This window comes from Arthrobacter sp. T2-23 (assembly GCF_055398325.1).
In genome coordinates, this window is the sequence record NZ_AP027917.1 from 768,596 (window position 1) to 794,199 (window position 25,604).

Sequence of the window (25,604 nt, forward strand, 5' to 3'; positions counted from 1 at the left end):
CACTAAGGCCAACTGATGAGTCCAACCGCTTCAGCCGCCGAGGAATTTCCCGCTGAATTGCCTCCCGATCATCCAGCGGAGGCCCCGGACCCGTACATGCCCGGCCACGGCACCGAGGTCTACCGGGTGACCCGCTACGAGCTCGAGCTCGACTACCGGATCAACAGCAACCACCTCGCCGGCCGGGCGACGCTGCACGCCGTTGCTCGGCGCCAGAGCTCCGCCATTGTCCTGGACCTGACCGGACTCCGGGCCACCAAGGTGCTGATGCCGGGCCGGAAAGTGCGCAAGTTCACGCAGCGGGCCGAACGCCTCGTGGTGGTGCCGGACGCGGCGCTGCTGCCCGGCGACGAATTCACCCTGGACATCCGCTACGACGGCAATCCGGCCCCGCGCCGCGGACTCTGGGGCGAGGTCGGCTGGGAGGAGCTCAGCGACGGCGTCCTGGTCGCCGGGCAGCCTAACGGCGCGGCGTCGTGGTTCCCGTGCAACGACCACCCACGGGACAAGGCCAGCTACCGGATCGCGGTCACCACGGATGCGAACTACCGGGCCGTCTGCAACGGTGTGCTGGTCTCCCACCAGGCCCGGTCCAGCCGCGAAACCTGGGTTTACGAGCAGTCCGAACCGATGGCAAGCTACCTCGCCACGGTCCAGATCGGCCGGTACGAATTGCTTCCCCTCAACCCGGAGCGGTCTGCCGGCGACGTTGCCCAGGTGGCAGCGGTGCCGGCGGAGCTCTCGGCCGAGGCCCGCACCGGGCTCGCCCGCCAGCCGGAGATGATGCGGACCTTCACCAGTTGCTTTGGGCCGTATCCCTTCGCCGGCTACACCGTGGTGGTCACCGAAGATGCCCTGGAAATCCCGCTGGAGGCGCAGTCCCTGTCCATTTTCGGCCGCAACCACCTGGGGCAGGACTGGGAATCGCAGCGGCTGATCGCCCACGAACTGTCCCACCAGTGGTTCGGGAATTCGCTGACTGCGGCCTCGTGGAGGGACATCTGGCTGCACGAAGGCTTCGCCTGCTATGCCGAATGGATCTGGTCCGAGGAGGCGCGGGTCATGACCGTGGCCGACCGGGCCCGGGCCGCCTGGAGGATGCTCAACGGGGAGGACCAGGACCTGCTGGTCGGTGATCCCGGGCCGGAATTGATGTTCGACGACCGCGTCTACAAACGCGGCGCCCTCGCCCTGCACGCGATCCGCCTCAGTTGCGGCGATCTGGCGTTCTTCGCACTCCTGCACGACTGGACCGGGGGGCGCCGGCACGGCTCGGTCACGACGGAGGACTTTATCCTGGCAGCGCAGCGGGTCACCGGGATCGACGCCGAGGCCGTGCTGCACCCCTGGCTCTATGAAGAGGCGCTGCCGCCGCTGCCCGCCGGCTGACCACCGCTTACGGCGGTTGGCGCGCCGGTGGTCCCGGCGGTGGTCCCGGATGGGAGGCCGTCCGGAGTGCCGGCCAAGGCGACAGCGGCGGCAAAGTGCGCGGGGAGCCCGGATTCGGCGGGCGGCAGGTCCCTGATGCCGGGGTGCTCAAGCACCTCCACGCTGTCCGGCGCGGTCCGCAGCCCGGTACCGCACAGCTTGAGCCAGGCCTCCTTACGGGCCCAGAGCCGGGCCCGTTCGGCCAACAGCACGGTGCCGGCCAAGCTGCGCAGGCCCGCGCGTTCGGCCGGGCCGAGCACCAGCTCGTCGAAGCCGGCAAAGTCCGTGCCCGCAGGTTCCTGCACGTCGACGCCGAGCCGGAGTCCCGGTGCCGGATCCGGCACTGCTGCCAGCAGGACCCAGCCTGCGCTCCGCGAGAGGCTGAGCAGCAACGGCGCCGGCATACCGTGCAGCGTGTAGCCGGGTCGGCCGTGCGGACTTCCGGGGCCGCACTGCGGACAGTCGTAGGCCGCACGGAGGTCCGCCGCCGGCACACCCAGCAGTTCCGCCGCAAAGCTCCGCAGCGCCAGCCGGCCGGCCAGGAAGTCCTGCCGCGGACGGGGTTCCAGCGCCCGCGCACGGCCGAGTTCGACGTCGTCCAACAGCCCACGGGCTGCCGCCTCCAGGGATCCCGTGGCTCCGGGGACTTCCGCGGCGCCGGAAACGCGGAAGGGCGGGACCGACCGCACCATTAGCTGCGATGTCATATCCCGCCCTCCCGTGTTTACCGCCGGTGGTTAGCTCCGGAGGCTATGTGCCGTTAGCGCTGGACCGCACCGAACCGCTCATGGGCGGCGGCAACCGCGCTGTCCCGGGCCGCCGAGGCCTCGTCGGCGGTCAGCGTCCGGTCATCGGCGCGGAAGCGCAGGTTGAAGGCCAGCGACTTCTTGCCCTCTTCGATGCCCTTGCCCGCATATACGTCGAACAGTGCGACGTCCTCGAGCAGCTCCCCTGCACCTTCACGCAGGGCGGCGAGCACCTCGTCCGCGGCAACCTCGGCCGCCACCACGAGGGCGACGTCCTGGGTGGCCACCGGGTAGGTGGAGATGTGCCGGGCGACGATCACGTCGGCGGCGGCTTCGAACAGTGCGTCGGCGTTCAGTTCCAGCGCCACCGAGCGGGCCGGCATGTCGTGCGCCGCGAGAAGCTTCGGGTGCAGTTCGCCGGCGTAGCCCAGGACCTCACCGTTGCGGAGCGCCAGCTGAGCGGCCCGTCCCGGGTGGAAGGCCTGGTGCTGGCCCTGGCTGATGACGATCTCGACGCCGAGGACGTCGCCGGCGAGCCGGGCGATGTCCAGCGCGTCAGCCCAGTCCCAGGCGCGGGGCGCATGCGCCGGTGCGGCAGGCGAATCGTGGCCGGTCAGCACCGCGGCGAGGTACAACGGCTGGTCCGGGACGCCGTCGTACAGGCCGTCCAGCACCTCGTCGGCGGGCTTGGCGCCCAACGGCGGGATGGAGGCGGTGCCCAGCGTGTCCCCGGGCAGGAAGACCAGCCCGGACTCGAACAGCGCCAGGTCGCGGAAGCCACGGGAGTGGTTGCGCTTGGCGACCTCGATCAGGCCCGGCAGGATGGAGGTCCGCAGGTAGCCGTGCTCTTCGCTGATCGGGTTGGCCAGCTTGAGCGCTTTGCGCTCCGCGCCGGCCTCCGGGGTCCCGAAGGTGTCGTTGGCGGCCTTGGAGACGAACGGGTAGGCCAGCACTTCGGTGAGGCCGGCGTCCGCCAGGGCCTGGACGAGCCGGCGGCGCTGCTGCTGCACGCGGGTCAGTCCGCGTCCCGGAGGGGCCACGGGCAGGGTGGCGGGGATCTTGTCGTAGCCGACCAGGCGGGCGATCTCCTCGGAGAGGTCCTCCTTGGTTTCCAGGTCGGTGCGCCAGCTCGGGGCCGTCACGGCGTAGCCGGTGCCGGTCTTCTCGACGACGGCGCCGAGGTCCTGCAGCGAGGTCAGGATCTGGTCCTCGGTGAAGTCGATGCCGATCCGCTCCGCGGCGAAGGCCGCGGGGAGTTCGACGGCGACGGCGTCCGGTGCGGTGCCGACGTCGGTCCCCTCGGCCATGGCAGTGCCGCCGGCGAGCTCGACCAGGAGGTCAACAACCCGCTGGGCGGCCACCGGGGCGATGTGCCAGTCGACGCCGCGTTCGAAGCGCTTGGAGGCCTCGGACGGCAGTTTGTGGCGGCGGCGGGAGCGTGCGATCGACACTTCGTCGAAGTGCGCGGCCTCGATCAGGACGTTGGTGGTGGCGTCGGACACCTCGGTGGCGGCGCCGCCCATCACACCGGCGATGCCGATCGCGCCGGAACCGTCGGTGATGAGGAGGTCCTCGACGTCGAGCGTGCGTTCCTTGGCGTCCAGGGTGGTGATCTTTTCCCCGGCCACCGCCCGCCGGACCACAATGTCGCCGGACAGCGTGTCGAGGTCGTAGCAGTGGGTGGGCTGGCCGAGTTCCAGCATGACGTAGTTGGAGATGTCCACCGGCAGCGAGATGGAACGGATGCCGGCGAGCCGGAGCCGGGAGCTCATCCACGGCGGGGTCGGCCGGGTGGCGTCGACGCCGCGGACGGTGCGGGCCACGAAACGGTCACAGCCGGGCTTGCCGTAGATGGGCGCGTCGTCGTTGAGCTTGACGCCGTAGCCGCCGGTGAGGTCCGCGGGCGCCTGCACCTTGGACGCCGGGTCGGTGAAGGGCGTGCCGGTGGCGTGGGCGTACTCCCTGGCCACGCCGCGGATCGAGAACGCGTAGCCGCGGTCCGGGGTGACGTTGATTTCGGCGGCCTGGTCGTAGAGGCCCAGCAGCTCCATGGCGTCGGTGCCGATTTCCGGGTCCAGTCCGATCCGGGAGAGCACCAGGATGCCGTCGTGGTCCTCGCCGATGCCGAGCTCACGCACGGAGGCGATCATGCCGGCGGAGAGGTGCCCGTAGGTTTTGCGGGCGGAGATGCGGAAGTCCCCGGGCAGCACGGCGCCGGGAAGGGTGACCACCACCTTGTCACCCTCCACGAAGTTGTGGGCGCCGCAGATGATGCCCTGGACGCCCGAGGGGTCGATGCCCTCGCCCGTCAGGGTCTGCTGCTGGCCTTCCGGGACCACCCGGACCTGGCACCAGTTGATGGTCTTGCCGTTGGTCTGGGGTTCCTTGACGATGCTCAGCACCTGGCCCACCACCACGGGGCCCTGGAGGGCGTCGGTGGGACGGTGGACTGCTTCTTCTTCAAAGCCGACCTTGACGAGGTCCGCCATCACGTCTTCGGCGCTCGCTCCGGCCGGTACGGCTGCAAATTCACGCAGCCAGGAAAGTGGGATACGCACTGTTAGATCTCCATCCCGAAGTGCTCGCTGAAACGTACATCGCCTTCGATCATGTCGCGCATGTCGCCGACCTCATTGCGGAACATGAGGGTGCGTTCGATGCCCATGCCGAAGGCAAAACCTGAATAGACGTCCGGATCGATGCCGGCTGCGCGCAGCACATTGGGGTTGACCATGCCGCAGCCGCCCCACTCGATCCAGCGCGGGCCGCCCTTGGCGCCCGGGTGCCAGATGTCCAGTTCCGCGGACGGCTCGGTGAACGGGAAGTAGTTGGGGCGCAGCCGGATCTGGGCCTCGTCGCCGAACATCTGGCGGGCAAAGTGCTCGAGGGTGCCGCGCAGGTCGGCCATGGACAGCTTCTTGTCGATGGCCAGGCCCTCGAACTGGTGGAACACCGGCGTGTGCGTGGCGTCGAGTTCGTCGGTGCGGAAGACCTTGCCCGGGCACAGCACGTAGATCGGGACGTCGCGCTCGAGCATGGAGCGGACCTGCACCGGGGAGGTGTGGGTGCGCATGAGCAAGTGCGCCTCGGGCGGCTCCACGAAGAACGTGTCCTGCATTTCGCGGGCAGGGTGGTCCGGCTTGAAGTTCAGCGCATCGAAGTTGAACCACTCGGACTCGACCTCGGGACCCTCGGCGATTTCCCAGCCCATGCCCACGAAGATGTCCGCGACGCGGTCCTGCAGCGTCGACAGCGGATGGCGCGCACCGGCACGACGGCGGCGCGGGGCGGCGGTGACGTCCACCGTCTCTTCCACCAGGATGCGGGCGTCATTCTCCGCTTCGAGCTCGGCGGTACGGTCCGCGAGCGCTTTGTTGACGCGTCCGCGGGAGGCGCCCATGAGCTTGCCGGCTGCGGCCTTCTGGTCCTTGGGCAGCCCGCCGATTTCCCGGTTGGCGAGGCTCAGCGCGGATTTTTCCCCGGTGTGGGCGAGCCGCACGGCCTTGAGTTCATCGAGCGTCGAGGCCGCGGCAATGGCGGCGACGGCCTGGTCTACGGCGGCGGTGATGGCGGCTTCGTCCAGAGGGTTCGGGACGGCGGCGCCCGGCAAAGTTTCAGTCATCTACTGTTCTTAGCTACGAGTCGGTTCATGCCAACGGCACAGGACCTTCAACAGGAGCAGGGACCAGTGCGTTGACAAAGGGCAGGGCTCGCCAAAATCGTTCCGGCGGGCGCTCCCCTCAGTCTAGTTGAAGGCACTCAGGTGCCCGAACGTGACGGCGCTGCGGCCGCCGGCCTCCCGCACCGCGTCATATCCCGGAAGCGGGTGCCCCGCTAGCATGGCCTCATGACTCCCGGACAGCGGCTGCGGCAGCTTGCCAACGTGGTGAATGCCTCGACCCCGCTGGGGCTGTTGCTGGCCGCCTGCGCACGGACCAGGCTCCGCCGCGGCCCGCGCGGCCTGCTCCTGGCCACCGGCTACCGCTGGCGCCTGCCGTTCGCGGCGGCGTTTACCGTGGGCAATGTGGTCCTCTTCCGCGCCGGGCCGGACGAGGCTCTGGCCAACCCGGCACTGCTGGGTCATGAAGAGCGGCACGCCACCCAGTACGCCTGGTGCCTCGGGGTGCCGTTCCTGCCGCTGTACTTCCTGGCGGCGGCCTGGTCCTTGATCCGGACGGGCAACCCCGGATCCGCCAATTTCTTCGAGCGGCACGCCGGTCTCCAGGCCGGCGGCTACCCGCAGGCACTCCCGACCCACGAACGGAACGAGGCATAACATGACGGAAAATCCCAGGTCCATTTCGGTGACCGGCTCCGCCACTGCGGAAGCGGCACCGGACCTGCTCACGCTCTCCCTCGGCGTCGAATGCAGGCGCCCGGGCGTGGACGCTGCTTACCGGGACGCCGCCCGCGCCTCGTCCGCGATCACGGCCGTGCTCCGCGATCACGGCGTCGGAAATCCGGACATCACCGCCTCGGGGCTGAACGTCCGGGCTGAGGTCAGCTGGCAGGAGGGACGGGGCCACATTGTGTCCGGCTACCTGGCCTCCAGCATGCTCACGGTCCGGCTTCGCGACCTTCCGGCGTCCTCCGGGCTCATTGCGGCCGCCGTCGAGGCCGCCGGGGACGACGCCCGCCTCAACGGACTCGAACTGGGCTTCTCGGATCCTGCTGCGGTCGAAGCCCGGGCCCGTGAGGCCGCGTGGAACAATGCCCGGGCGGCCGCGGAACATTTCGCCGCACTGGCCGGAACGCGGCTGGGCAAGGCCCTCTCCGTTACCCAGCAGCCGGGGACCGCTCCGCCGCTGCCGCTGGCCGCAATGCAGCGCGCCGTGGCGTCCGAGCCGCTGACCGTCGAGGCGGGCGCGGCCGGTATCATCGCGACCGTCGGCGTTGTCTGGGAACTGCTGGACTGACCGGTACCGGCGCGGTTTCCGGCGCCCGCGGGGGTGCTAGTGGGTGGCGCCTGCTGCGAGCTTGAGGTGCGCCGTCGTCGCCAGCGCGGTGCGGACGACGACGGCGAGCGCCTGCGTCATGTGCTCCAGCGGCAGCGACGCCAAGCCGCTCCCCGGCGGAACCTGGTCCGGTGCGTACGGGACGTGGACGAAGCCGCCCCGGGTGCCGGGGGTAAGCCGCAGGGCATGCATCAGGCCGTAGAAGACGTGGTTGCAGACGTAGGTCCCCGCGGTCTGGGACACCTCCGCCGGAATGCCGGCCGAGCCCAGCGCAGCCAGGGCCGCCTTGACCGGCAGGGTGCTGAAGTAGGCCGCCGGGCCGCCGGGGACCACGGGCTCGTCGACTGGGGCGTTGCCGGCGTTGTCCGGGATCCGCGCGTCGTCGCAGTTGATCGCGATCCGTTCCAGCGAGATGCGGGCCCTACCTCCGGCCTGGCCCGCGCAAATGACGAGCTCCGGACCGTGCTCGGCCATGGCGGCCTGCAGGACGGCGATGGCGTCGCCGAAGACACAGGGCAGCTCCACCGCCGCTACCTCGAGCCCTTCGGATTGAAGCAGGGCGGCGGCTCCGCGCGCCGCGGCCCAGGACGGATTGGTGGTTTCGCCGCCAAACGGTTCGAACCCGGTCAGGAGAATCATGGGCCCAGCCTAGCAACGCCGCGTTCTTCAGCCGGACGGCTGTGCGCCGCGCCGCAGCCGTTACGGCCGCGGCATTTCCTTCCCCGATCACCGATCCTTCCCTAAGCACCGAGCGGAAGCCGGCGGCGTCCTGTCACCCCCGAATATCAACCAGCCCCAAGGCGGCGGCCGGCAGGAGCTCAGCCACAGCGATGCCCGTGAGGAGCGCCAGCAGCAGCGCGGTGTTCCGGTCGAAATGGCGTTCCTCCAGGACAAAGAGGGTCTCCATCAGCAGCAATGCGGCGGCCGGGGCCGCGAGGAGCCGCAGGGACCGGATTGGTTTGAACATGCCTTCACCCTAAGGGGGCTCCGTCACCATAGAGCGACCATTCGGGTGAGCTCCAACCCGATGATGAGGAAGTTCCCCGGAGGGGGTGACTTCTCCGTCGACCCAAGGCTGGCACCGCTGACTAGTGGCGCCACGTGCGATGCGACATCCTTGACTTATGATCGAACATATATTCGAATATAGTCATGAGATGGGACGCGCAGGCACTCAGGCCAGCTGACACCACAGCCGACGGGCAGGAATCCGGGGATGCCGCCTCCGGCGCGGGCCCGGCAGCTCCGGCGTTGCTGCCGCTGGCCGGATTGGTGCGCTCCGTCTCCACCCCTGAGTTTGCCGGGGTCACTTTCCATGAGGTCACTGCCAAATCGGTGCTCAACAAGGTGGCCGCCGGTTCCCGGATGCCCTTCGAGTGGACGGTGAACCCTTACCGCGGCTGCAGCCACGCCTGCGTGTACTGCTTCGCCCGCAAGACCCACACCTATCTGGACTTCGACGCCGGCCTGGACTTCGACAGCCAGGTGGTGGTCAAGATCAACGCGGCCGAGGTCCTGCGCAAGGAGCTCGCCAAGCCGTCCTGGCAGCGCCTTCACGTCGCCCTCGGCACCAACACGGACCCGTACCAGCGAGCCGAGGGCCGGTACCAATTGATGCCCGGCATCATCGGCGCCCTGGCCGACTCCGGCACTCCCCTATCCATCCTCACCAAGGGCACGCTGCTGGCCCGCGACATCCCGCTGCTCAAGCACGCTGCCGCCCAGGTCCCCGTGGGTGTGGGGATTTCGCTGGCAATGACTGACGAAGGGCTCTCAGAAGCGGTGGAGCCGGGGACTCCCGGACCGCGGGCAAGGCTGAAGCTGGTATCCCGGCTGCGTGAGGCGGGGCTTCCCTGCGGTGTGATGGCGATGCCGATCCTGCCATGGCTCTCCGACTCCGACGAAGCATTGGACTCCCTCTTCGGCTCGCTTGCCGCCGCCGGCGCCACCGGTGTCACAGCCGGGGCGCTCTACCTCAAGCCTGGAACCCGGGAATGGTTCATGCAGTGGATTGCCAAGGAACACCCGCAGCTCGCCGGCAAGTACCGCCGGTTGTACGGCGGCGGGTCGTACGCCTCGAAGGAATACCGGGCCTGGCTGGCCGGGCGGATCCGGTACTTCAAGTCCCGGCACGGGTTCTTGGGTTCCTCGGGATTCAGCCACCGGGACCTCGACGACGATCCCCGGGAAGAGGAAGCCCAGTACCCGGCCGGCAGCATCCCCGACCCGGCGGCGCAGCGCGCGTTCGCGGGTGGAACGTCGGCGCGCCATGCCGCTGCCAGCGCCGCTTCCGCAGCCGGGGCCGCGCAGCCCACGTTGTTCTGAGCAACGCGGTTTGGACCCGGCCTCTGGCCGGATCCTGCCCCTGCCCCTGCCCCTGCCCCTAAAGGATCTTGACCGCGCCGAGAACCCTGGAGAGCGAATCCTTGGCGTCGCCGAACAACAGGGTGGTCTTCGGATCGTGCAGCAACTCATTTTCGATGCCGGCAAAACCCGGGCGCATCGAGCGTTTGAGGAACACCACCTGCTGGGCCTGGACCACTTCCAGAATGGGCATCCCGAAGATCGGTGACCCCGGGGACGTCTTGGCCGCCGGGTTGACGACGTCGTTCGCGCCCACCACCAGGACGATATCCGTGCTCGCGAACTCCGGATTGACTTCTTCGAGTTCCCGCAGCGACTCGTAGGGCACGTTCGCCTCGGCCAGCAGCACATTCATGTGCCCGGGCATCCGGCCGGCGACGGGATGGATGGCGAAGACGACGTCGACTCCCCGGGCGGTCAGGGCGGTCGCCAGCTCGGCCACCGTGTGCTGGCCCTGCGCCACGGCTAGGCCGTAGCCGGGCACGATCACGACGCGCTGGGCATACCCGAGCTGGACGGCGACGTCCTCGGGCGAGGATGAGCGTACCGGCCGGTCGCTGAGGGTGGTCGAGCCAGCCGTGGACCCGCCCCGGAAGGCGCCGAACATGATGCCGGCCACACCGCGGCCCATCGCGGAGGCCATCACCTTGGTCAGGATGGTGCCGCTGGCGCCGACGAGCGTCCCGGCGACGAGCAACAGCACGTTGCCCAGCACGATCCCGGACGCCGCGACGGCGAGGCCGGTGAAGGCGTTCAGCAGCGAGATCACAATGGGGACGTCGGCACCGCCGACCGGGAGCACGAGCAGCAGCCCCGCGGCCAGTCCGAGCACCAGCAACGCACCGGCCCAGCCGGGCGAGCCCGTCCCCACAATGAAGCCACCGGCGGTGAGCGCGCCGGCCAGCACGACCACCATCACCGCGGGCATGCCCGGGAACAACAGCGGGCGGGTGCTGATCAGCTCCTGCAGCTTCCCAACCGTGACGGCCGAGCCGGCGAAGGACACCGCGCCGACCAGCATGGTGAAGACGACCGCCAGCCGGACCCAGGAATCCCCGCTGTGCCCGAGTTCCAGCACCGCGACCAGCGCGGCCGCGCCGCCGCCGACGCCGTTGAACAAGGCCACCAGTTGGGGCATCTGCGTCATCTGCACGCGCCGGGCGACCGGAACTGCGAGGGCGGTTCCGACGGCAATGGCGGCCAGGATCAGCGGGATGTTCTCCAGCCGGGCCGAGAGGAACACGGTCACGACCGCCACCGCGGCGCCGGCGGCGCCGATGGCGTTGCCGCGCCGGGCGGTCCGGGGAGAGCTGAGGCCCTTGAGCGCCAGGATGAAGCACACCGCCGCCACGAGGTAGAACAGCGCGGTCCAGGCGGGGGCGAGGATGCTCACGGGCGCCCCTCCCCCGCCCGGCCGGGCGCTTCCGACGTGCCGGCCGGGGTGCCGGCACCGGCCGCCGGGTGCGCGGCGGCTGCTTTCCGCGGGCTGAACATTTCCAGCATCCGGTCGGTGACCACAAAGCCGCCCACCAGGTTGACGGTCGCGAGGGCCACCGCCAGCAGGGCAACGGCCAGCAGCCAGGGGTCGTCGGCCTGGCCCGCCACGATGATCGCGCCGACCAGAATGATGCCGTGGATCGCATTGGCCCCGGACATCAGCGGCGTGTGCAGCTTGCTAGTGACCTTGGAGACGACTTCAAAGCCGACGAAGACGGCGAGTACCACCACCGTGAGTAACGTGACCGCATCCATTAGTTGTGCGCCTCCATAGCCGCGGCCGTCCCGGCGTGCCGGACGGCGCCGTCGTGGGTCAAGCAGGCTCCGGCGACGACGTCGTCGTCGAAGTCGGGTGCCACCGTACCGTCCGTGGTCATCAGGGCGAGCAGGTTGGCGACGTTCTTGGCATAGAGGCGGGACGCGTCGGAGGCGACGGCGGATGCCGCGTCCTGCATCCCCACCAGTGTCACGGCGCCGCCGGGGACCGGCACCAGGACGTCCCGGCCGGCGATGACACCCTCGACGTTGCCGCCAGACTCGGCGGCCAGGTCCACGACGACGGACCCGGCCCGCATGCCGGCCACCATGTCGGCGGTGACGAGCAACGGGGCGGCCCTGCCAGGGATCGCCGCCGTTGTGATAAGCACGTCCGCGGCGGCGACGTGCGGCGCCAAGAGCGCGCGCTGCCGGGCGGCGCGGTCCTCGCCGAGTTCCCGGGCGTAGCCGCCGCTGCCCTCGGCGGACATGTCTGCGGCCCGCGTGTCGAGGTCCAGGTTGATGAAGGTGCCGCCCATCGACGCGACCTCGTCCGCGGAGGCCGCCCGGATGTCGTTGGCGGAGACGCGGGCACCGAGCCGTTTGGCGGTGCCGATCGCCTGAAGGCCCGCGACGCCGGCGCCAAGGACCAGCACCCGGGCCGGCGGGATCGTGCCGGCGGCGGTCATGTAGAGCGGGAAAAACCGCGGATACCGCAGGGCTGCCTCCAGGACGGCGCGGTAGCCGGCGACGAGGGACTGGGAGCTGAGGGCGTCCATCGACTGGGCGCGGGAGATCCGGGGAACGAGTTCCAGGGCGAAGGATGTGACGCCGGCGGCGGCCAGGGCGCCGACAGACGGCAGTTCCGAGGCCGGCGAGCCGAAGCCGATGGTGACGGCGCCCGGCCTCAGCGCGGCGGCGGTCTCAGGGGTGAGCGGCCGGACGTGCAGCAGGACATCCAGTGCCCGGAGCGGGAGGTCCGGAACAAGGGCGGCCCCGGCCGCCTCATAGTCGGCGTCGCCGTAGCCGGATTCGAGCCCGGCACCGCATTCCACCAGCAGCGCCAGGCCGAGGCCTGTCAGTTGCCGCACCGTCTCCGGTGTCGCCGCAACCCGGCGTTCCCCCGCACGCTGTTCCCGCCTGACTCCGACCTGCACGTCCTGCTCCTCCCAGTTGGGCCCAGCGTAGACACACGGGGCTCAGTTTGGCGAGGGTTCGCCCGCGACGGCCGCCAGCAGGGCCTCGACGATCGGAAGGTCCGCCGGGATCCAAGGCAGGCCAAGCACCTCCGCCGGGTCCGCCAGCGCGACCCAGCGCAGTTCATCGTGATCCTCCAATGGCTGGGGGGTGCCTGCCGCCAGCTCGGCGAACCAGACCCGCATCGCCGCCCGGCCGTTGAGCGGCCAGCCCGTCGGGGATTCGGCCGGCAGTTCCGTCCCCAGCCGGACCTCCACCCCGAGTTCCTCGTACAGCTCACGGTGCAGGGCACGCTCCGGGGCCTCGCCCGGATCCACCTTGCCGCCGGGGAACTCCCACATGCCCGCGAACTGGGGCGGCGCCGTCCGCCGTGCCACCAGGAGGGTCCGGGGTGCGGCCAGGGAATCCACTACTGCGCCGCCGACGACGCTGATGAGTTCAGTCACGTCCACCAGTCTAGGGGCGCCCCGCCGTCCCTGCCGGGGGACAATGGTGGGACGCACCACGTCAGGCACCGGAATACCAGGGCCCGCGCGCCGCGTTCCCCCCACTGACAGCAAGAGCCGATCCACCACGCCGCATTCTCCCGGCCCCGGCCGGGATCGATCCCGAAAAGCAGACGGATGACCATCACTAAAGACGCCCCCGCGACGCCCAAAACCGGCACCCGCCACCTCGCCCTCGCCATCATCTCGCTCGCCATGGGCGGATTCGGCATCGGCACCACGGAGTTCACCATGATGGGCCTGCTCAAGGAGGTGGAGCAGGGCCTGGGCGTCGGCACTCCGGAGGCCGGGCACCTGATCTCCGCCTACGCCCTGGGCGTGGTGGTCGGCGCGCCGGTGCTGGCCGCGGTCGGAGCCAAGCTGCCGCGCAAGTACCTCGCGCTGGGGCTCATGCTGTTTTTCAGCCTCGCCAACCTCAGCTCGTTCATTGCCCCGGACTACGGCACCATGCTGGTGTCCCGCTTCGCTGCGGGGCTTCCGCACGGCGCCTTCTTCGGGGTTGCCGCTGTCATCGCCTCGTCCCTCGTGGCCCCGACGCGGCGCGGCTGGGCGATCTCGATGGTGATGGCAGGCCTGACCGTCTCCAATGTGATCGGTGTGCCGTTCGGGACCTGGCTGGGCCAGAACTTCGGCTGGCGCCTGCTCTTCCTGCTGGTGGGCCTGATCGGCATTGCCACCATGGCGATGCTGTGGAAGTTCGTGCCGTTCCAAAAACCGCACGCCGACGCCAGCATCCGGCGCGAACTCGGTGCGCTGAAACGTCTGCAGGTCTGGCTGGCCATCCTGATCGGCATTGTCGGTTTCGGCGGGTTCTTCGCCACGTACACCTACATTGCCCACACCATGACCTCGGTGGCCGGCATCCCCGCGGAATGGCTGCCGCTCGTCGTCGCGCTCTACGGTGTGGGCATGGTGGCGGGCAATATCGTCGGCGGCCGCATCGCGGACAGGTCGGTCATGGGCACCATCTACTGGGTCCTGCCCGGCGTAGCCGTGGCGCTCGTGGTCTACGCGGTGGCCGTGCACTGGCCCTGGTCCGCCTACGTGATGGTCTTTGTTGTGGGCGCGGCCGGTTCCATGCTCGTTCCGGCGCTGCAGACCCGCCTCCTGGACGCCTCCCCCGATGCGCCGTCGCTGGCGTCCTCGCTGAACCACGCCGCACTGAATGTGGCCAACGCCCTGGGCGCGTTCCTCGGAGGCCTCGTCATCGCGTGGGGCTGGGGCTTCGTGGCCCCGGCCCTGGTGGGAGCCGTGCTGGCCATCCTGGGCCTCGGCGTCGCGCTGCTCAGCGGTGCGGTGGAACGCAAGAGACCGCTGGTCCGGTAGCCCGCGAAATACGGCCCCGGCCCAGCGGCCTCGGTGCGACGCCCGGCCCTAGCTGGCGTTGACGCGCTCCAGGTCCGGCTCCAGGTAGATGACCCGCGCTGTCGGCACGGCGTCCCGGATCCGGGTCTCGGCGGCGTCGATTGCCGCCGCCACCTCCCGGCCGGTATCGGAGTGGCCGATGCCGATCTTGGCCGCGACCAAGAGTTCCTCGGGGCCCAGGTGCATGGTCTTGAGGTGGATGATGCGGGTGCCGTCGGATTCGATGGCGCCGCGGATCTTCGCGACGTCGGCCTTCGTGGCGGACTCGCCGATGAGCAGGGACTTGGTTTCCACGGCCAGCACGGCGGCGATTGCCACCAGCAGCAGACCGATCATGGCAGTGCCCAGGGCATCCCAGATGCCGTTGCCGGTGACCAGCGTCAGGCTCACGCCGAACAGCGCGAAGGCCAGCCCCAGCAGCGCGCCGAAGTCCTCCAGCAGGATCACGGGCAGCTCGGGCTGCTTGGCATTGCGGATGAAGTGTACCCAGCCCTGCTTGCCGCGGATGTGGTTGGACTCAATGATTGCCGTCCGGAACGAGAAAGACTCGGCGATGATGGCGCCGACGAGGACCGCCAGCGGCACCCACCAGAAGTCGCCCTCGATGCCGTGGGGGTCCTGCAGCTTGCCCCACGCTTCGTAGAGGGCAAAGAGGCCGCCAACGCTGAACAGCACGATCGAGACGATGAACGCGTAGATGTACCGCTCGCGCCCGTAGCCGAAGGGATGCTCGGGGCTTGCTTCCTTCTTGGCGCGCTTGCCGCCCACCAGGAGCAGCAGCTGGTTGCCGGAGTCGGCGAGGGAGTGGATCGCTTCGGCCAGCATCGATGAGGAGAACGTCAGGATGTACGCGACGAACTTCAGGACGGCGATCGTCAGGTTGGCGGCCAGCGCCGCGACAATCGCCTTGGTACCGCCATTTGCAGCCAAGAGAGCTTCTCCTTTGGAGGTTTTTCGAGGGAATCGCGGACACCGGCAAGGACCTGTATCCGCAAGCAACACCGTACCCGTTCCGGGCCAGCTCCCGCACCGCGGCGGGGCCTCCGGAAGCACGTAACGATTGGGGGTGATGTTGCTGACATGGGATGACGCCGTGTGTTAGCTTGAAGCCATAATCGGGATTCCTAAGGTGAATGCCGACGAATATGTAGGAGGAGAAATGGGCTTTCTAGGCTGGATCATTCTCGGACTCATTGTAGGTGCAATCGTTAAGGCAATCATGCCTGGCAAGGTCGGTGGCGGCTGGGTCACCAGCCTCGTGCTCGGCGTCGTCGGAGCCATTGTCGGCGGCTGGATCGGCGACCTGCTGTTCGGCGGCGGCAAGATGGAATTCTGGAACCTCGGTTCCTGGCTCCTGGCCATTGTCGGCGGCCTCGTTGTTGCCGGCATCTACGGCGCAGTCACCGGCCGCAACCGGACCACATAATCTCTCAAGCCACCGCCCCGGCAGCAGTGCCGCAGCGGTGAAAGGACGACGGCGGGGGCCCACGGATTGGTGGGTCCCCGCCGTCGTTGTTTTTGCGGACGTCCGCTATGAAGAGGCGGCGGGCTGCTGGGACCGCGCGCTGGCGTACAGGCACACCGTAGCCGCGGTGCCGAGGTTGAGGCTCTCGGCGGCCCCGTAGACCGGGACGGCAACCCGGTGGTCGGCCAGGGCGAGTTCCTCCTCGGACAATCCCTGCGCCTCGTTGCCGAAGAGCCAGGCGGTGGGCTGTTCCAGCGCGAAGGCCGACTCTACGGCGGAGGCGCCCAGGCGCCGGGCCACGTTCTCGTCCTGGAGGCGGTCCAGGTTCAGCTGGCCCTGGCCGTCCGCCGCGAGGATTCCGATGCCGCGTTCCTTGCAGCGGGCCACCAGTTCCTCGACGTCGGCGCCGAGCACCACGGGCAGGTGGAAGCGCGATCCGGCCGTCGAGCGGACGGCCTTGGGGTTGTAGATGTCGACGCTGGAGGCGGTCAGGATGACGGCGTCCGCGCCGGCGGCGTCGGCCGCCCGGAGCACGGTCCCGGCGTTGCCGGGGTCGCGGACCTGGCACAGCACCGCGATCAGCTGCGGGTCCGCGTCCAGGACCTGGTCGAGCCCGACGTCCAGGAAACCGCAAACCGCGAGAATGCCCTGCGGGGTGACCGTGTCCGCCATGGCGGCCAGCACTTCGTCGGTGGCGAGGTACGCGGCGGTGCCCTCCGCAAGGGCCTCCAGGTCGGGGTGCCGGTCGAGGCAGGCCTCGCTGGCGTAGACCTCATAGACGAGCCCGGGTTCCCCGGCGGCGATCCTCTTCTGGTGCAGGACCAGGGCCTCCCGGACAGCCTGCGGGCCCTCCGCCAGAAACTCGCTGCGCTTTAAACGGGCCGGGCGCCCGGCAAGCTGTGCCACCTTCCTCACTCGATCGGCTCGAGGATTGGAAAGTGGTGAGTCTTGCGGGCGCCCGGTTTCGTTCATATAAGAACCTTAGTTGCTTTCGCAGCTGGTCCTTGAACTGCGCTGTCTTTCGACGGCGGCAGGGACTACTTTGCGGCCTCGGCGTCAGCCTTCTTGGCAGCAGGCTTCTTCGCGGGAGCCTTCTCGGCGGCCTTCGGAGCCGGAGCGGCTTCAGCCTGGACGGCCGGAGCGGAGGTGTCTGCCGGCAGCGAGTCCTTGGCGACCTTGACCAGTGCGGCGAAGGCGTTGGCGTCGGAGACGGCCAGCTCGGCCAGCATACGGCGGTCAACCTCGACCTCAGCGGCCTTGAGGCCCTGGATCAGACGGTTGTAGGTCAGGCCGTTGGCGCGGGACGCAGCGTTGATGCGCTGGATCCACAGGCGGCGGAAGTCGCCCTTCTTCTTCTTGCGGTCGCCGTAGCTGTACACAAACGAGTGCAGCAGCTGCTCTTTGGCCTTGCGGTACAGGCGTGAACGCTGTCCACGGTAGCCCTTTGCGCGTTCGAGGATAACCCGGCGCTTCTTGTGGGCGTTGACCGCCCTCTTCACACGTGCCACGTGCGTACTCCTTCAGAATTCTGATCCCAAGCGTCTACTGCCGGAAAACCCGGCTGGCCTGAGAAGCCTTTTTGGTAGTGGACGGCTGCCAGGTGGCAATCGCTCCGAGAACTTGGAACTTAGATGCCGAGCATCTTCCGGATGACCTTGGCGTCGCCCTTGAAGACGATCTTGTCGCCGGCGAGGCGGCGGGTCAGCCTGGAGGACTTGTGCTCGAGGTAGTGGCGGCGGTTGGCCTGCTGGCGGCGCAGCTTGCCGCTACCGGTCAGCTTGAAGCGCTTCTTAGCACCGCTGTGGGTCTTCATCTTCGGCATGGGAACCGATCTCCTTACGTATCCGCAGACTAGGTCTGCAGTCTTTCGTGCAGCCACCCCTGCGGGCGGCGTGCTGGTTGCTTGCTGCCGGACATTGCTGTCCGGCAGCCCTGAACTAGTTGGTCTTCTTACTGCCCGGCTTCGGGGCGGCCTTGGGGGCCGGCCGTGCCGCAGGCTTCGGCGCTGCAGGCCGGGCTACCGGCTTCGGAGCCGCGGTCGGCTTCGGAGCAGGCTTCTCGGCGGCCGGCGTCGCGGCGGGGGCCGCAGCAGCGGGCGCCTTCGGTGCAGCCTTGGGGGCCGCGGCCTTAGGGGCAGCCGGTGCCTTGCTTACTGCCGGCTTCGCATCGGCCTTGGGGGCCGCCTGCTTCGGAGCTGCCGCCGGGGCCTTGGGGGCTTCCTGCTTGGGCTCTACCGCGGCGGGGGCTTCGGCGGCCGGAGCCTTCTCGCCAGCGGCTTCCTCGGCCTTGGGCACCTCGACGGCGGGAGCTTCCGTCGCCGGAGCCGCTGCTTCGGCTGCCTCAGCCTCGGGCGCCTCTGTCCGGACCTGGTAGCCCTCCGGAAGGAGGTCCGCGAGGGACTGGGTCAGGGGTGCCTCGGGGCCGGACGTGTCAACGCGGCCTCCACCGGACGCCTTGGCTTCGTTCTCGGCCTTGGCTTCTGCGCGCTGCGTTGCACGGCGGGCTTCTGCCTTCGCCTCGGCCTTGTTCTTCAGCGGACCAACCACCATGACCATGTTGCGGCCATCGATACGCGGGCTGGACTCCACGACGCCCACTTCGGCAACGTCGTCGGCGAAGCGCTGGAGCAGGCGGATGCCCATCTCGGGGCGCTGCTGTTCGCGGCCGCGGAACTGGATCATGGCCTTGACCTTGTCACCGGCGCCGAGGAACCGGAGCGCGTGGCCGCGCTTCGTCTCGTAGTCGTGGGTGTCGATCTTGAGCCGGAACCGGATTTCCTTCAGTACCGTGTTGGTCTGGTTCTTCCGGGCCTCACGTGCCTTGACGGCGGCTTCGTACTTGTACTTGCCAAAGTCCATCAGCTTGCACACCGGAGGCTTCGCCTGCGGTGCAACTTCAACGAGATCAAGATCGGACTCGGCAGCCAAGCGCAGGGCATCCTCAATACGGACGACTCCTACCTGTTCACCTGCAGGGCCGACCAGCCGCACCTCGGGGACGCGGATACGCTCATTGATTCTTGGCTCGCTAATGTTAAAGCTCCTGTGATCGTGGGGGTACTTCGCCGGAAAATGAAGAAGGCCTCCAATTGCCGGAGCAATCGAAGGCCTCGAAGATCGGAACTGCCCTCCCCCGTGAGGAGGCGACATGCGTCCCCCGCCAGGCGTAACGCCCGGGAAGGATGCCCGACCAGGTACCCGGCAACCTTGATTCCGTGAGGAATACGCGCGGCTGGCGCGGGTGGGAGAGAACTCCGCTTGCAAACTGAAAAGCCATTCTACAGAAAGGCACCCGGTCAACGCACATGTGCGCCGGCGGGTTCCACGTGGTGTGTCTCAACCGGTGTTTCTCAACCGGTGATCCTTAACCCTGCAGAAATAACGACATTCAGTCGGTCTGTGACAAGCTTACCAGCATGAGCACTTCAGATAGTAATTCACACGTTTACCAGCCGGCCGAGGCGCAGGCCGACGTCTCCCAGCAGATCCGCGACATCTCCGAGGTCCCCGCGATCGAGGTCATTACCACCGCCGCCGTTCACCTGATGAGCGCCGCCGCCGTGAAGCTCGGCCTGGCCGCCGAGGATAACGCCGAAGAGCTCAAGGACCTCGACGAAGCGCGCAAGCTGATCACGGCCCTGGCCGGACTCGTCACATCCGCGGCACCCGAAATCGGTTCCCAGCACGCCGGGCCCTTGCGCGATGGCCTGCGCTCCCTGCAGCTCGCTTTCCGCGAGGAATCCGTCATCCCGGACGCACCGGGCAAGGGCCCGGGCGAGAAGTACACCGGCCCGGTCAACTAAGCAACAGGCAGCGAACCAGCGGCCCACAGCGACGGCGGCGGGCGGACCAGAACGGTCCGCGCCGCCGTCGTCGTTTAACCGCCTGGCTGGCCGGAGCGGCCTGCGGGATCGGCGCGAGCCGGTCAGGCCGGGCCGAGCCGCCGCCGCCGGCGGTGCTGCAGGACCAGCCCCACCAGGCACAAGACGACGCCGGCCACCCCCACCGCGACGAACCCCGCGCCCGGGCCCACGCCGTCGATGAAGATCCCGGCCAGCGGGGCGCCGAGTGCCACGCCGCCGGTGAGGGCCGAGCCGTACCAGCCCATCGCCTCGCCGCGGCGGCCCTCCTCGACCAGTTCCGCCACCTTCTCCGACGCCGCGGAGAGCACTGGCGCGCAGAGCAGGCCCGGCAGCAGCGAGAGTACCGCGAGGGTCCAGGTGTCGTGCGCGAAGGCCATCGGAATCGTCAGTGCGGACATGCCCAGCAGCAGCAAGAGCGGGGACACCGGCCGGTGCATGGCGCCGTAGACCAGTCCGCCCAGCACGGATGCCGCGCACCAGAACAGGAAAACGATGCCGATTTCGGCCTGGTGCCCTCCTCTCTCGAGGGCCGCGACGATGCCGACGTCGGTGCCGCTGAGCACCATGCCCGCGCCGGCCGCGACGGCGAAGACCGCCGCCACGCCTGCCGTGAACCAGGCGAAGTTGCGGACGACTTTGTGCCGCAGGCCGAGGCGGCCCTGCCGCCGCTGCTCCGCGGCGGCCAGTGGTGCCAGCTCGGCAGCGGCTTCCTGGACGTGGGGTGCCGCGGCCACCAGGGCCGTCTCCGCGCCTTCCTGCTGGGCCGCCTCGAACGCTGTGTCCGGCTCAGCCCCGGAGTCGGCGCTGCGGGTGGGCGGGTTGATCCACATCAGGAACAGGCCGGACAGGGAGGTGGCAACGCCCACCACGGTCAGCCCCAGCGCGGAGAAGCCCGCGGTGGCGACGACGGCGCCGGCCGCGGGTCCGATCATAAAGACCAGTTCGGTGCTGATCGCGTCCAGGGCGAAGGCCGTCCGGCGTTGCTCCCCGCCGGCGAGGATGCCCAGCGATTGGCGCACGACGCTGAAGATCGGCAGCGTCAGCAGGCCTCCCACGAAGACCAGGGGCAGCAGCAGTTCGTAGCCGACGTGCGGCACGATCGACCAGATCACGGTCTCCGAGACGACGGACGGGATCAGCGCCCGGCGCAGGCCCACGGTGTCCACCCGGCGTCCGCGCCACGGGGCTCCGACGGCGATGCCGATCGTCATGACGGCCGCGGCAGCCCCGGCGGCCGCGTAGCCCTGTCCCAGGGTGAGGACGATGTGCAGTGTCAGCAGCACGCCGGCCGCGGAGTGCGGGATCCGGGCGACCATGCCAACGAGCAGGAGGTTCCTGATGGGCCTCACGGCCAGTAGGTCCCGGTAGAGCGCGAAATTCACGAAACTGCTTTCCTTTGTGTACTGCCGTTGGCAGCACCCGGAGGCCTTCGCGCCGGCTTCGGCTAGGGTGCTGCGCGCTGCAACTTGATGTCGATCGAGTCAACCCGTTCGGCAAATGTTTCATTCCGGGCCAAGGCGTTGTTCAGCCCGGCCACGAGGGACTGCACCGCGGCGGCGTCGAGCCCGTCTTCAAGGTACAGCACCATCCGCAGCTCCGGACCGGCGCCCCCGCCGGGAAGCTGGCCCCCGCCGGCCTGCGCCGATGCCACTCCCCCGCCGGGGTGGATTTCAACGCGCCGGAGCGCCGGAAGGCCACCCGCTGCGGTTGCGACAGCTTCGGCCACCGCCGGATCGCTGTAGCTGGGCGTCCAGGCGTGCTGCCGGGCCAGGGCCCAGACGGCGGGCCGGCGCACCACAAAGGTGGCAGCCGAGCCGGGGTCGAGGACCAGCAGTTCGGCCCCCTCGGCGACGGCGGAGAGCGCGGCCCGCGCCGCGTAGACCGCCACGGGCCTCGCCTCCGCGTGCCAGGCCGCCAGGGCCCCGGCAGAGGTGAAGACCGGCAGCGCGGTCCGGCCGTCGGGGGCCTGCAAGGTCACGAGGGCCATGTCCGCCTGCTTGTCGCCGTGCAGGTCCTCCCCGTGCTGTTTCTTGCCCTCCTGGCCGGCTACGCCCTCGCCTTCTTCGGCAAGCCGGGCCACGATCGGCACGAAGACGCGCGCGGTAGCCAGCGATGCCACCACGGCTGCCTCGTCCCCGGTGCCGGCGGCGAGGGCGTCCAGCGCGGCCAGGTAGCCGGCGTCGGCGGCGCCGTCGTCGTCCTCGAAGTTGTGGATCTTGGCGTCGTCACCGCTGAGGCTGCGGCCGGCCCAGGGCTGGCCGGCGGAGTCCGTCGCGCCCCCGGCGCCCGCGAGGGCGGCGGCGATGTGGCCGGGCAAGGGGCGCCCGCCGGGCTGGCTGTGCTCGGGCAATGTTCCCTGAGGCGGGGGGTTGTGCTCCATGGCCGGGACTTCCCTAGCGGCGGCCGGCGATGTCGAGGGCTTCGGGCAGCGTGAAGTTGCCGTTGTAGAGGGCCTTGCCGATGATGGCGCCCTCGACCCCGAGCGGCACCAGGGAGCGCAGGACTTTGAGGTCCTCGAGGCTGGAGATGCCGCCGGAGGCCACGACAGGCTTGCCGGTCTTCTCCACCATTTGGCGCAGCAGTTCGACGTTGGGGCCTTGCAGGGTGCCATCCTTGGTGACGTCGGTGACGACGTAGCGGGCGCAGCCGGCTTCCTCGAGGCGGCCGAGCACGTCCCAGAGGTCGCCGCCCTCCTTGGTCCAGCCGCGGCCGGCGAGGGTGGTGCCGCGGACGTCGAGGCCGACGGCGATCTTGTCCCCGAAACGCTCGATCACACGGGAGGTCCAGTCGGGGTTCTCCAGCGCGGCGGTGCCGAGGTTCACCCGGGCCACACCGAGGTCGAGGGCCTTTTCCAGCGACTCGTCGTCGCGCAGGCCGCCGGAGAGTTCGACCTTGATGTCCAGCCGGCCGACGACCTCGCGCAGCAGTTCGGCATTGGAGCCACGGCCGAAGGCTGCATCGAGGTCCACGAGGTGGACCCATTCGGCGCCCTGTTTCTGCCAGTTGAGCGCCGCCTCCAGCGGAGTGCCGTAGCTGGTTTCGCTGCCGGCTTCGCCCTGGACCAGGCGCACGGCCTGGCCGTTGACGACGTCGACGGCGGGGAGCAGCTCTAGTACCGGCAGCGGGGTTTCGGTGGTCATCGTTGGGTCCTCACGTATCGGGGTGGCGGTCGGGGCGGGCTGGGACGTGGTGGTCAGGTGCCCGGCAGGGTCAGTTCCCCGGCAGGGTTAACAGCCAGGCGGCCAGCAGCGACATGCCGGCCAGGATGTAGAACACGATCTGGACCCAGAGCGGGCTTTTCTGCTGCCGGAAGGACAGGGCGCCGCCCACCAGCAGTCCGGCGAGGCCCATCAGGACTATGGACCACATCTAGGCGGTCTGTTCCGGGGTGCCAGGCTGGACTGTACCGGCCTCGGCGGCACCGCTGGTGGCGGCGCCGCTGCGCAGACCGTCCACCCAGTTGCGGAGCAGGCGCGCGCCGGCGTCGCCGGACTTTTCGGGGTGGAACTGGGTGGCGCAGAGCGGACCGTTTTCCACCGCTGCGATGAACGGGGCACCGTGTTCGGACCAGGTGACGAGCGGCGCCTTCATGCGCGGCTGGATCACATCGAAATCCCAGTGCTGTACACCGTAGGAGTGCACGAAGTAGAAGCGCTCGTTCTCGACGCCGGCAAAGAGCCGGGAGCCCTCCGGAACGGTGACGGTGTTCCAGCCCATGTGCGGCACCACGTCGGCCGGCAGCAGCTCGACCTTGCCGGGCCACTCCCCCATGCCCTCGGCAACGGTGCCGTGTTCGACGCCGGCCTCAAACAAGACCTGGAGTCCGACGCAGATCGCCAGCACGGGCCGGCCGCCCGCGACCCGGCGTCCGATCATCCGGACGGCGTCGACCGCCTTGAGCTCGTTCATGACGGTTTCGAAGGCCCCGACGCCGGGGACGACGAGTCCGTCGGCGTTCAGCACGTCTTCCGGCCTGGCGCTGAGGATGACCTCGGCGCCGGCGCGCTCGAGGGCGCGCACGGCCGATCGGACGTTACCCGAACCGTAGTCCAGCACGGTGACCGTGGGCTTACCCTCGGGCGACACGGGCTTCCGGTAGGCGTCAGGGTCGATGATCGCGCCGTCCTGGAGAACTTTGCCGGTCACAGCGCACCCTTGGTGGAGGGAATACCCTCGACCCGGGGATCCGGCTCAACAGCCGCGCGGAGGGCCCGGGCAAAGGCCTTGAACTGCGCCTCGACGATGTGGTGCGGATCCCGGCCGGCGGTGACGTTCATGTGCAGGCAGATTCCGGCATGCAGGGTGATCGCCTCGAAGACATGCCGGGTCAAGGACCCGGTGAAGTGGCCGCCGATGAGGTGGTATTCCTGGCCCGCAGGTTCTCCGGCGTGCACGAGGTAGGGCCGACCGGAGACGTCGACGACGGCGTGTGCGAGCGCCTCGTCGAGCGGCACGGTGGCCTCGCCGAAGCGGCGGATGCCGGCCTTGTTCCCCAGGGCGGTGCGCAGGACCTCCCCGAAGGTGATGGCGACGTCTTCCACGGTGTGGTGGACATCGATGTGGGTGTCACCGGTGGCCTTCACCGTCATATCGATCAGGGAGTGCTTGCTCAGCGCCGTCAGCATGTGGTCGTAGAACGGCACCGAGGTGCTGATGTCCGAGACGCCGGTGCCGTCCAGGTCGATCTCGACCAGCACGGACGACTCGCTGGTGGTCCGTTCGAGGCGTGCGGTCCGGGCCTCGGCAGCGGCAGATCCGGTGTTGCTCATGTGGGGTGTCCTTTGGATGAGGCGGGCGCCCGGCGAACGCCGGCGGTGTGCGTGGGTCCTGGCTTAAGTCTAGGCGGACTGTGCTTCGTGGCCGGTCAGGATGCGTTCGAGCGCGTGCAGAAACGCTGTGGTTTCCGTCTCAGTACCTGCGGTCACACGCAGGTGGCCGGGGATCCCGACGTCGCGGATCAGCACACCGGCGTCCAGCAACCCCTGCCATGTCTCATGCGGGTTCTCGAGGCCGCCAAAGAACACATAGTTGGAGTCGGAGGCCGCCGGTTTCAGCCCCATCCGGGTCAGCTCGGAGACGATCCGGTCCCGCTGGCGCTTGATGTCTTCAACATCGGCCATCAGGGCCACGCGGTGGCGCAGCGCGGCCAGCGCCGTGGCCTGCGTGATGGCGGACAGGTGGTACGGCAGCCGGACCAGACGCAGGGCATCGGTCACCTCCGGCGCAGCCGCCATGTAGCCCAGCCGCGCGCCGGCCAGGGCAAAGGCCTTGCTCATGGTCCGGGACACGATCAGCCGCTCGCGTCCGGGCAGCAACGTCAGGGCGCTGGGCGTTCCGTCATGGGCGAACTCGTGGTACGCCTCGTCGACAATCACGATGGTCTGGCTGGCTTCCCCGGCCTCGTAGACGGCCTCGACGACGTCGAGACCCAGGCCGGTGCCCGTGGGGTTGTTCGGAGAGCAGAGGAAAACAACGTTGGGTTTTAGCTCCCGGACCTGCCGGGCGGCCGATTCGGCACTGAGCCCGTAGTCGTCGGCACGCACCCCCACGATGTACTCGGTGTCCGTGCCGGCGGCCAGCAGCGGGTACATGGAGTACGTGGGAGGGAACCCGAGCGCAGTGCGACCCGGACCGCCGAAGGCCTGGAGGATTTGCTGGAGGACTTCGTTGGAGCCGTTGGCGGCCCAGATGTTGGCGGCGTCGAGGCCGTGGCCGAGGTACTCCGCCAGCCCTTCCCGCAATTCGGTGAACTCGCGATCAGGGTACCGGTTCAGTCCGGCGGCAGCCTCGGTCACTGCCTCTGCGATGGCCGCGCGGACGTCGTCCGGGACGCCATGGGTGTTTTCGTTGACGTTCAGCAAGATCGGAACATCCAGCTGGGGCGCGCCGTAAGGCCGCAACCCCCTCAGATTGGTCCGGAGGGGCAGTCGGTTGAGGCGCTCTAGCTGGTCGGTCACGTGCCTA

28 protein-coding genes are annotated in these 25,604 nt (G+C 69.1%); 7 read left to right on the plus strand and 21 right to left on the minus strand.

What is annotated here, in order from left to right:
* The first annotated feature begins 15 nt into the window (after positions 1-15).
* Positions 16-1,389, plus strand: a complete 1,374-nt coding sequence (locus ACZ5Z0_RS03520) for a M1 family metallopeptidase (RefSeq protein ID WP_464109903.1) — start codon at positions 16-18, stop codon at positions 1,387-1,389.
* Here the strand turns inward: ACZ5Z0_RS03520 and ACZ5Z0_RS03525 are convergent.
* Genes ACZ5Z0_RS03525 through pheS form a run of 3 tightly spaced genes read right to left on the minus strand, consistent with a single transcriptional unit; the run spans position 1,353 to position 5,796 of the window.
* Positions 1,353-2,135, minus strand: a complete 783-nt coding sequence (locus tag ACZ5Z0_RS03525) for a 4'-phosphopantetheinyl transferase family protein (protein ID WP_464109904.1) — start codon at positions 2,133-2,135, stop codon at positions 1,353-1,355. The two genes, ACZ5Z0_RS03520 and ACZ5Z0_RS03525, sit on opposite strands and share 37 nt — an antisense overlap.
* A 53-nt stretch (positions 2,136-2,188) precedes the next feature.
* On the minus strand, positions 2,189-4,732 hold the full coding sequence (gene pheT / locus ACZ5Z0_RS03530; RefSeq protein ID WP_464109905.1) for a phenylalanine--tRNA ligase subunit beta: 2,544 nt from the start codon (positions 4,730-4,732) through the stop codon (positions 2,189-2,191).
* A gap of 2 nt (positions 4,733-4,734) precedes the next feature.
* Positions 4,735-5,796: a phenylalanine--tRNA ligase subunit alpha gene (gene pheS, locus ACZ5Z0_RS03535; protein ID WP_464109906.1), complete on the minus strand. Its 1,062-nt coding sequence runs from the start codon at positions 5,794-5,796 to the stop codon at positions 4,735-4,737.
* Between the two features lie 225 nt (positions 5,797-6,021).
* On the opposite strand from pheS, the gene ACZ5Z0_RS03540 reads away from it, so the two are divergent.
* Both ACZ5Z0_RS03540 and ACZ5Z0_RS03545 read left to right on the plus strand, forming a co-directional pair.
* Complete coding sequence (locus tag ACZ5Z0_RS03540) at positions 6,022-6,450, plus strand: hypothetical protein (protein WP_464109907.1); 429 nt, start codon at positions 6,022-6,024, stop codon at positions 6,448-6,450.
* Position 6,451: 1 nt separating this feature from the next.
* Positions 6,452-7,090, plus strand: coding sequence for an SIMPL domain-containing protein (locus tag ACZ5Z0_RS03545; protein ID WP_464109908.1), 639 nt, complete (start codon positions 6,452-6,454; stop codon positions 7,088-7,090).
* A 36-nt stretch (positions 7,091-7,126) separates the two neighbouring features.
* On the opposite strand, the gene pcp is transcribed toward ACZ5Z0_RS03545, so the two are convergent.
* Complete coding sequence (gene pcp, locus ACZ5Z0_RS03550; RefSeq protein ID WP_464109909.1) at positions 7,127-7,768, minus strand: pyroglutamyl-peptidase I; 642 nt, start codon at positions 7,766-7,768, stop codon at positions 7,127-7,129.
* 133 nt (positions 7,769-7,901) lie between these two features.
* Positions 7,902-8,096, minus strand: coding sequence for a hypothetical protein (locus ACZ5Z0_RS03555; protein WP_464109910.1), 195 nt, complete (start codon positions 8,094-8,096; stop codon positions 7,902-7,904).
* A 185-nt stretch (positions 8,097-8,281) separates the two neighbouring features.
* Between ACZ5Z0_RS03555 and ACZ5Z0_RS03560 the strand changes: the two genes are divergently transcribed.
* A complete protein-coding gene (locus ACZ5Z0_RS03560; protein WP_464109911.1) occupies positions 8,282-9,454 on the plus strand; it encodes an Rv2578c family radical SAM protein in 1,173 nt (390 codons plus the stop codon).
* A 58-nt stretch (positions 9,455-9,512) separates the two neighbouring features.
* On the opposite strand, the gene ACZ5Z0_RS03565 is transcribed toward ACZ5Z0_RS03560, so the two are convergent.
* From ACZ5Z0_RS03565 to ACZ5Z0_RS03580, 4 genes are read right to left on the minus strand one after another with little or no spacing between them, the layout of a single operon-like run.
* Entirely contained in the window at positions 9,513-10,886 is a 1,374-nt protein-coding gene (locus ACZ5Z0_RS03565) for an NAD(P)(+) transhydrogenase (Re/Si-specific) subunit beta (RefSeq protein ID WP_464109912.1), read from the minus strand.
* Positions 10,883-11,245 carry an NAD(P) transhydrogenase subunit alpha part 2 gene (locus tag ACZ5Z0_RS03570; RefSeq protein ID WP_464109913.1) on the minus strand — a complete coding sequence of 121 codons (363 nt, stop codon included), beginning with the start codon at positions 11,243-11,245 and terminating at the stop codon, positions 10,883-10,885. The genes ACZ5Z0_RS03565 and ACZ5Z0_RS03570 overlap by 4 nt, the downstream gene beginning before the upstream one ends.
* Positions 11,245-12,402 carry an NAD(P) transhydrogenase subunit alpha gene (locus ACZ5Z0_RS03575; protein ID WP_464109914.1) on the minus strand — a complete coding sequence of 386 codons (1,158 nt, stop codon included), beginning with the start codon at positions 12,400-12,402 and terminating at the stop codon, positions 11,245-11,247. The genes ACZ5Z0_RS03570 and ACZ5Z0_RS03575 overlap by 1 nt, the downstream gene beginning before the upstream one ends.
* A gap of 42 nt (positions 12,403-12,444) precedes the next feature.
* The gene (locus tag ACZ5Z0_RS03580; protein WP_464109915.1) at positions 12,445-12,888 is read right to left on the minus strand and encodes a (deoxy)nucleoside triphosphate pyrophosphohydrolase; all 444 of its coding nucleotides are present in this window, start codon (positions 12,886-12,888) and stop codon (positions 12,445-12,447) included.
* A 177-nt stretch (positions 12,889-13,065) separates the two neighbouring features.
* On the opposite strand from ACZ5Z0_RS03580, the gene ACZ5Z0_RS03585 reads away from it, so the two are divergent.
* Positions 13,066-14,274 carry an MFS transporter gene (locus ACZ5Z0_RS03585; RefSeq protein ID WP_464109916.1) on the plus strand — a complete coding sequence of 403 codons (1,209 nt, stop codon included), beginning with the start codon at positions 13,066-13,068 and terminating at the stop codon, positions 14,272-14,274.
* A gap of 48 nt (positions 14,275-14,322) precedes the next feature.
* On the opposite strand, the gene ACZ5Z0_RS03590 is transcribed toward ACZ5Z0_RS03585, so the two are convergent.
* Complete coding sequence (locus tag ACZ5Z0_RS03590) at positions 14,323-15,243, minus strand: cation diffusion facilitator family transporter (protein WP_464109917.1); 921 nt, start codon at positions 15,241-15,243, stop codon at positions 14,323-14,325.
* Between the two features lie 229 nt (positions 15,244-15,472).
* Between ACZ5Z0_RS03590 and ACZ5Z0_RS03595 the strand changes: the two genes are divergently transcribed.
* A complete protein-coding gene (locus ACZ5Z0_RS03595) occupies positions 15,473-15,739 on the plus strand; it encodes a GlsB/YeaQ/YmgE family stress response membrane protein (RefSeq protein WP_136323365.1) in 267 nt (88 codons plus the stop codon).
* Positions 15,740-15,844: 105 nt separating this feature from the next.
* Here the strand turns inward: ACZ5Z0_RS03595 and ACZ5Z0_RS03600 are convergent, their stop codons facing one another.
* From ACZ5Z0_RS03600 to infC, 4 genes are all read right to left on the minus strand, one after another.
* Complete coding sequence (locus tag ACZ5Z0_RS03600) at positions 15,845-16,750, minus strand: TrmH family RNA methyltransferase (RefSeq protein WP_464109918.1); 906 nt, start codon at positions 16,748-16,750, stop codon at positions 15,845-15,847.
* A 65-nt stretch (positions 16,751-16,815) separates the two neighbouring features.
* Complete coding sequence (rplT, locus tag ACZ5Z0_RS03605; RefSeq protein WP_464109919.1) at positions 16,816-17,286, minus strand: 50S ribosomal protein L20; 471 nt, start codon at positions 17,284-17,286, stop codon at positions 16,816-16,818.
* 119 nt (positions 17,287-17,405) lie between these two features.
* Entirely contained in the window at positions 17,406-17,600 is a 195-nt protein-coding gene (gene rpmI / locus ACZ5Z0_RS03610; RefSeq protein ID WP_009358635.1) for a 50S ribosomal protein L35, read from the minus strand.
* 115 nt (positions 17,601-17,715) lie between these two features.
* Positions 17,716-18,768 carry a translation initiation factor IF-3 gene (infC, locus tag ACZ5Z0_RS03615; protein WP_464109920.1) on the minus strand — a complete coding sequence of 351 codons (1,053 nt, stop codon included), beginning with the start codon at positions 18,766-18,768 and terminating at the stop codon, positions 17,716-17,718.
* Positions 18,769-19,193: 425 nt separating this feature from the next.
* Here infC and ACZ5Z0_RS03620 point away from each other — a divergent pair, with 425 nt between their 5' ends.
* Positions 19,194-19,580, plus strand: a complete 387-nt coding sequence (locus tag ACZ5Z0_RS03620; RefSeq protein ID WP_464109921.1) for a DUF1844 domain-containing protein — start codon at positions 19,194-19,196, stop codon at positions 19,578-19,580.
* Between the two features lie 122 nt (positions 19,581-19,702).
* Here the strand turns inward: ACZ5Z0_RS03620 and ACZ5Z0_RS03625 are convergent, their stop codons facing one another.
* The 7 genes from ACZ5Z0_RS03625 to ACZ5Z0_RS03655 form a co-directional block, all read right to left on the minus strand.
* On the minus strand, positions 19,703-21,022 hold the full coding sequence (locus ACZ5Z0_RS03625) for an MFS transporter (protein ID WP_464109922.1): 1,320 nt from the start codon (positions 21,020-21,022) through the stop codon (positions 19,703-19,705).
* Between the two features lie 62 nt (positions 21,023-21,084).
* Positions 21,085-22,020: an SseB family protein gene (locus ACZ5Z0_RS03630; protein ID WP_464109923.1), complete on the minus strand. Its 936-nt coding sequence runs from the start codon at positions 22,018-22,020 to the stop codon at positions 21,085-21,087.
* A 13-nt stretch (positions 22,021-22,033) separates the two neighbouring features.
* Positions 22,034-22,780, minus strand: coding sequence for a bifunctional 1-(5-phosphoribosyl)-5-((5-phosphoribosylamino)methylideneamino)imidazole-4-carboxamide isomerase/phosphoribosylanthranilate isomerase PriA (priA, locus tag ACZ5Z0_RS03635; protein ID WP_464109924.1), 747 nt, complete (start codon positions 22,778-22,780; stop codon positions 22,034-22,036).
* A gap of 70 nt (positions 22,781-22,850) precedes the next feature.
* Positions 22,851-23,009 (minus strand): hypothetical protein, encoded by a 159-nt coding sequence (locus ACZ5Z0_RS03640; RefSeq protein ID WP_186372245.1) that lies wholly within the window; start codon positions 23,007-23,009, stop codon positions 22,851-22,853.
* Positions 23,010-23,786 carry an imidazole glycerol phosphate synthase subunit HisH gene (hisH, locus tag ACZ5Z0_RS03645; protein ID WP_464109925.1) on the minus strand — a complete coding sequence of 259 codons (777 nt, stop codon included), beginning with the start codon at positions 23,784-23,786 and terminating at the stop codon, positions 23,010-23,012. It lies immediately after the preceding gene.
* Complete coding sequence (gene hisB, locus ACZ5Z0_RS03650) at positions 23,783-24,409, minus strand: imidazoleglycerol-phosphate dehydratase HisB (protein WP_464109926.1); 627 nt, start codon at positions 24,407-24,409, stop codon at positions 23,783-23,785. The genes hisH and hisB overlap by 4 nt, the downstream gene beginning before the upstream one ends.
* 69 nt (positions 24,410-24,478) lie before the next feature.
* A complete protein-coding gene (locus ACZ5Z0_RS03655) occupies positions 24,479-25,597 on the minus strand; it encodes a histidinol-phosphate transaminase (protein WP_464109927.1) in 1,119 nt (372 codons plus the stop codon).
* Positions 25,598-25,604 lie beyond the last annotated feature (7 nt).

Bases quoted from the DNA above. Each gene is read 5' to 3' on its own strand.
- ACZ5Z0_RS03640 (WP_186372245.1), bottom strand. From the start codon at position 23,009: ATGTGGTCCATAGTCCTGATGGGCCTCGCCGGACTGCTGGTGGGCGGC.
- ACZ5Z0_RS03545 (WP_464109908.1), top strand. From the start codon at position 6,452: ATGACGGAAAATCCCAGGTCCATTTCGGTGACCGGCTCCGCCACTGCG.
- ACZ5Z0_RS03570 (WP_464109913.1), bottom strand. From the start codon at position 11,245: ATGGATGCGGTCACGTTACTCACGGTGGTGGTACTCGCCGTCTTCGTC.
- hisB (WP_464109926.1), bottom strand. From the start codon at position 24,409: ATGAGCAACACCGGATCTGCCGCTGCCGAGGCCCGGACCGCACGCCTC.
- ACZ5Z0_RS03620 (WP_464109921.1), top strand. From the start codon at position 19,194: ATGAGCACTTCAGATAGTAATTCACACGTTTACCAGCCGGCCGAGGCG.
- ACZ5Z0_RS03630 (WP_464109923.1), bottom strand. From the start codon at position 22,020: ATGGAGCACAACCCCCCGCCTCAGGGAACATTGCCCGAGCACAGCCAG.
- priA (WP_464109924.1), bottom strand. From the start codon at position 22,780: ATGACCACCGAAACCCCGCTGCCGGTACTAGAGCTGCTCCCCGCCGTC.
- ACZ5Z0_RS03540 (WP_464109907.1), top strand. From the start codon at position 6,022: ATGACTCCCGGACAGCGGCTGCGGCAGCTTGCCAACGTGGTGAATGCC.
- pcp (WP_464109909.1), bottom strand. From the start codon at position 7,768: ATGATTCTCCTGACCGGGTTCGAACCGTTTGGCGGCGAAACCACCAAT.
- ACZ5Z0_RS03560 (WP_464109911.1), top strand. From the start codon at position 8,282: ATGAGATGGGACGCGCAGGCACTCAGGCCAGCTGACACCACAGCCGAC.
- ACZ5Z0_RS03600 (WP_464109918.1), bottom strand. From the start codon at position 16,750: ATGAACGAAACCGGGCGCCCGCAAGACTCACCACTTTCCAATCCTCGA.
- pheS (WP_464109906.1), bottom strand. From the start codon at position 5,796: ATGACTGAAACTTTGCCGGGCGCCGCCGTCCCGAACCCTCTGGACGAA.
- rpmI (WP_009358635.1), bottom strand. From the start codon at position 17,600: ATGCCGAAGATGAAGACCCACAGCGGTGCTAAGAAGCGCTTCAAGCTG.
- ACZ5Z0_RS03595 (WP_136323365.1), top strand. From the start codon at position 15,473: ATGGGCTTTCTAGGCTGGATCATTCTCGGACTCATTGTAGGTGCAATC.
- ACZ5Z0_RS03525 (WP_464109904.1), bottom strand. From the start codon at position 2,135: ATGACATCGCAGCTAATGGTGCGGTCGGTCCCGCCCTTCCGCGTTTCC.
- ACZ5Z0_RS03555 (WP_464109910.1), bottom strand. From the start codon at position 8,096: ATGTTCAAACCAATCCGGTCCCTGCGGCTCCTCGCGGCCCCGGCCGCC.
- ACZ5Z0_RS03585 (WP_464109916.1), top strand. From the start codon at position 13,066: ATGACCATCACTAAAGACGCCCCCGCGACGCCCAAAACCGGCACCCGC.
- ACZ5Z0_RS03520 (WP_464109903.1), top strand. From the start codon at position 16: ATGAGTCCAACCGCTTCAGCCGCCGAGGAATTTCCCGCTGAATTGCCT.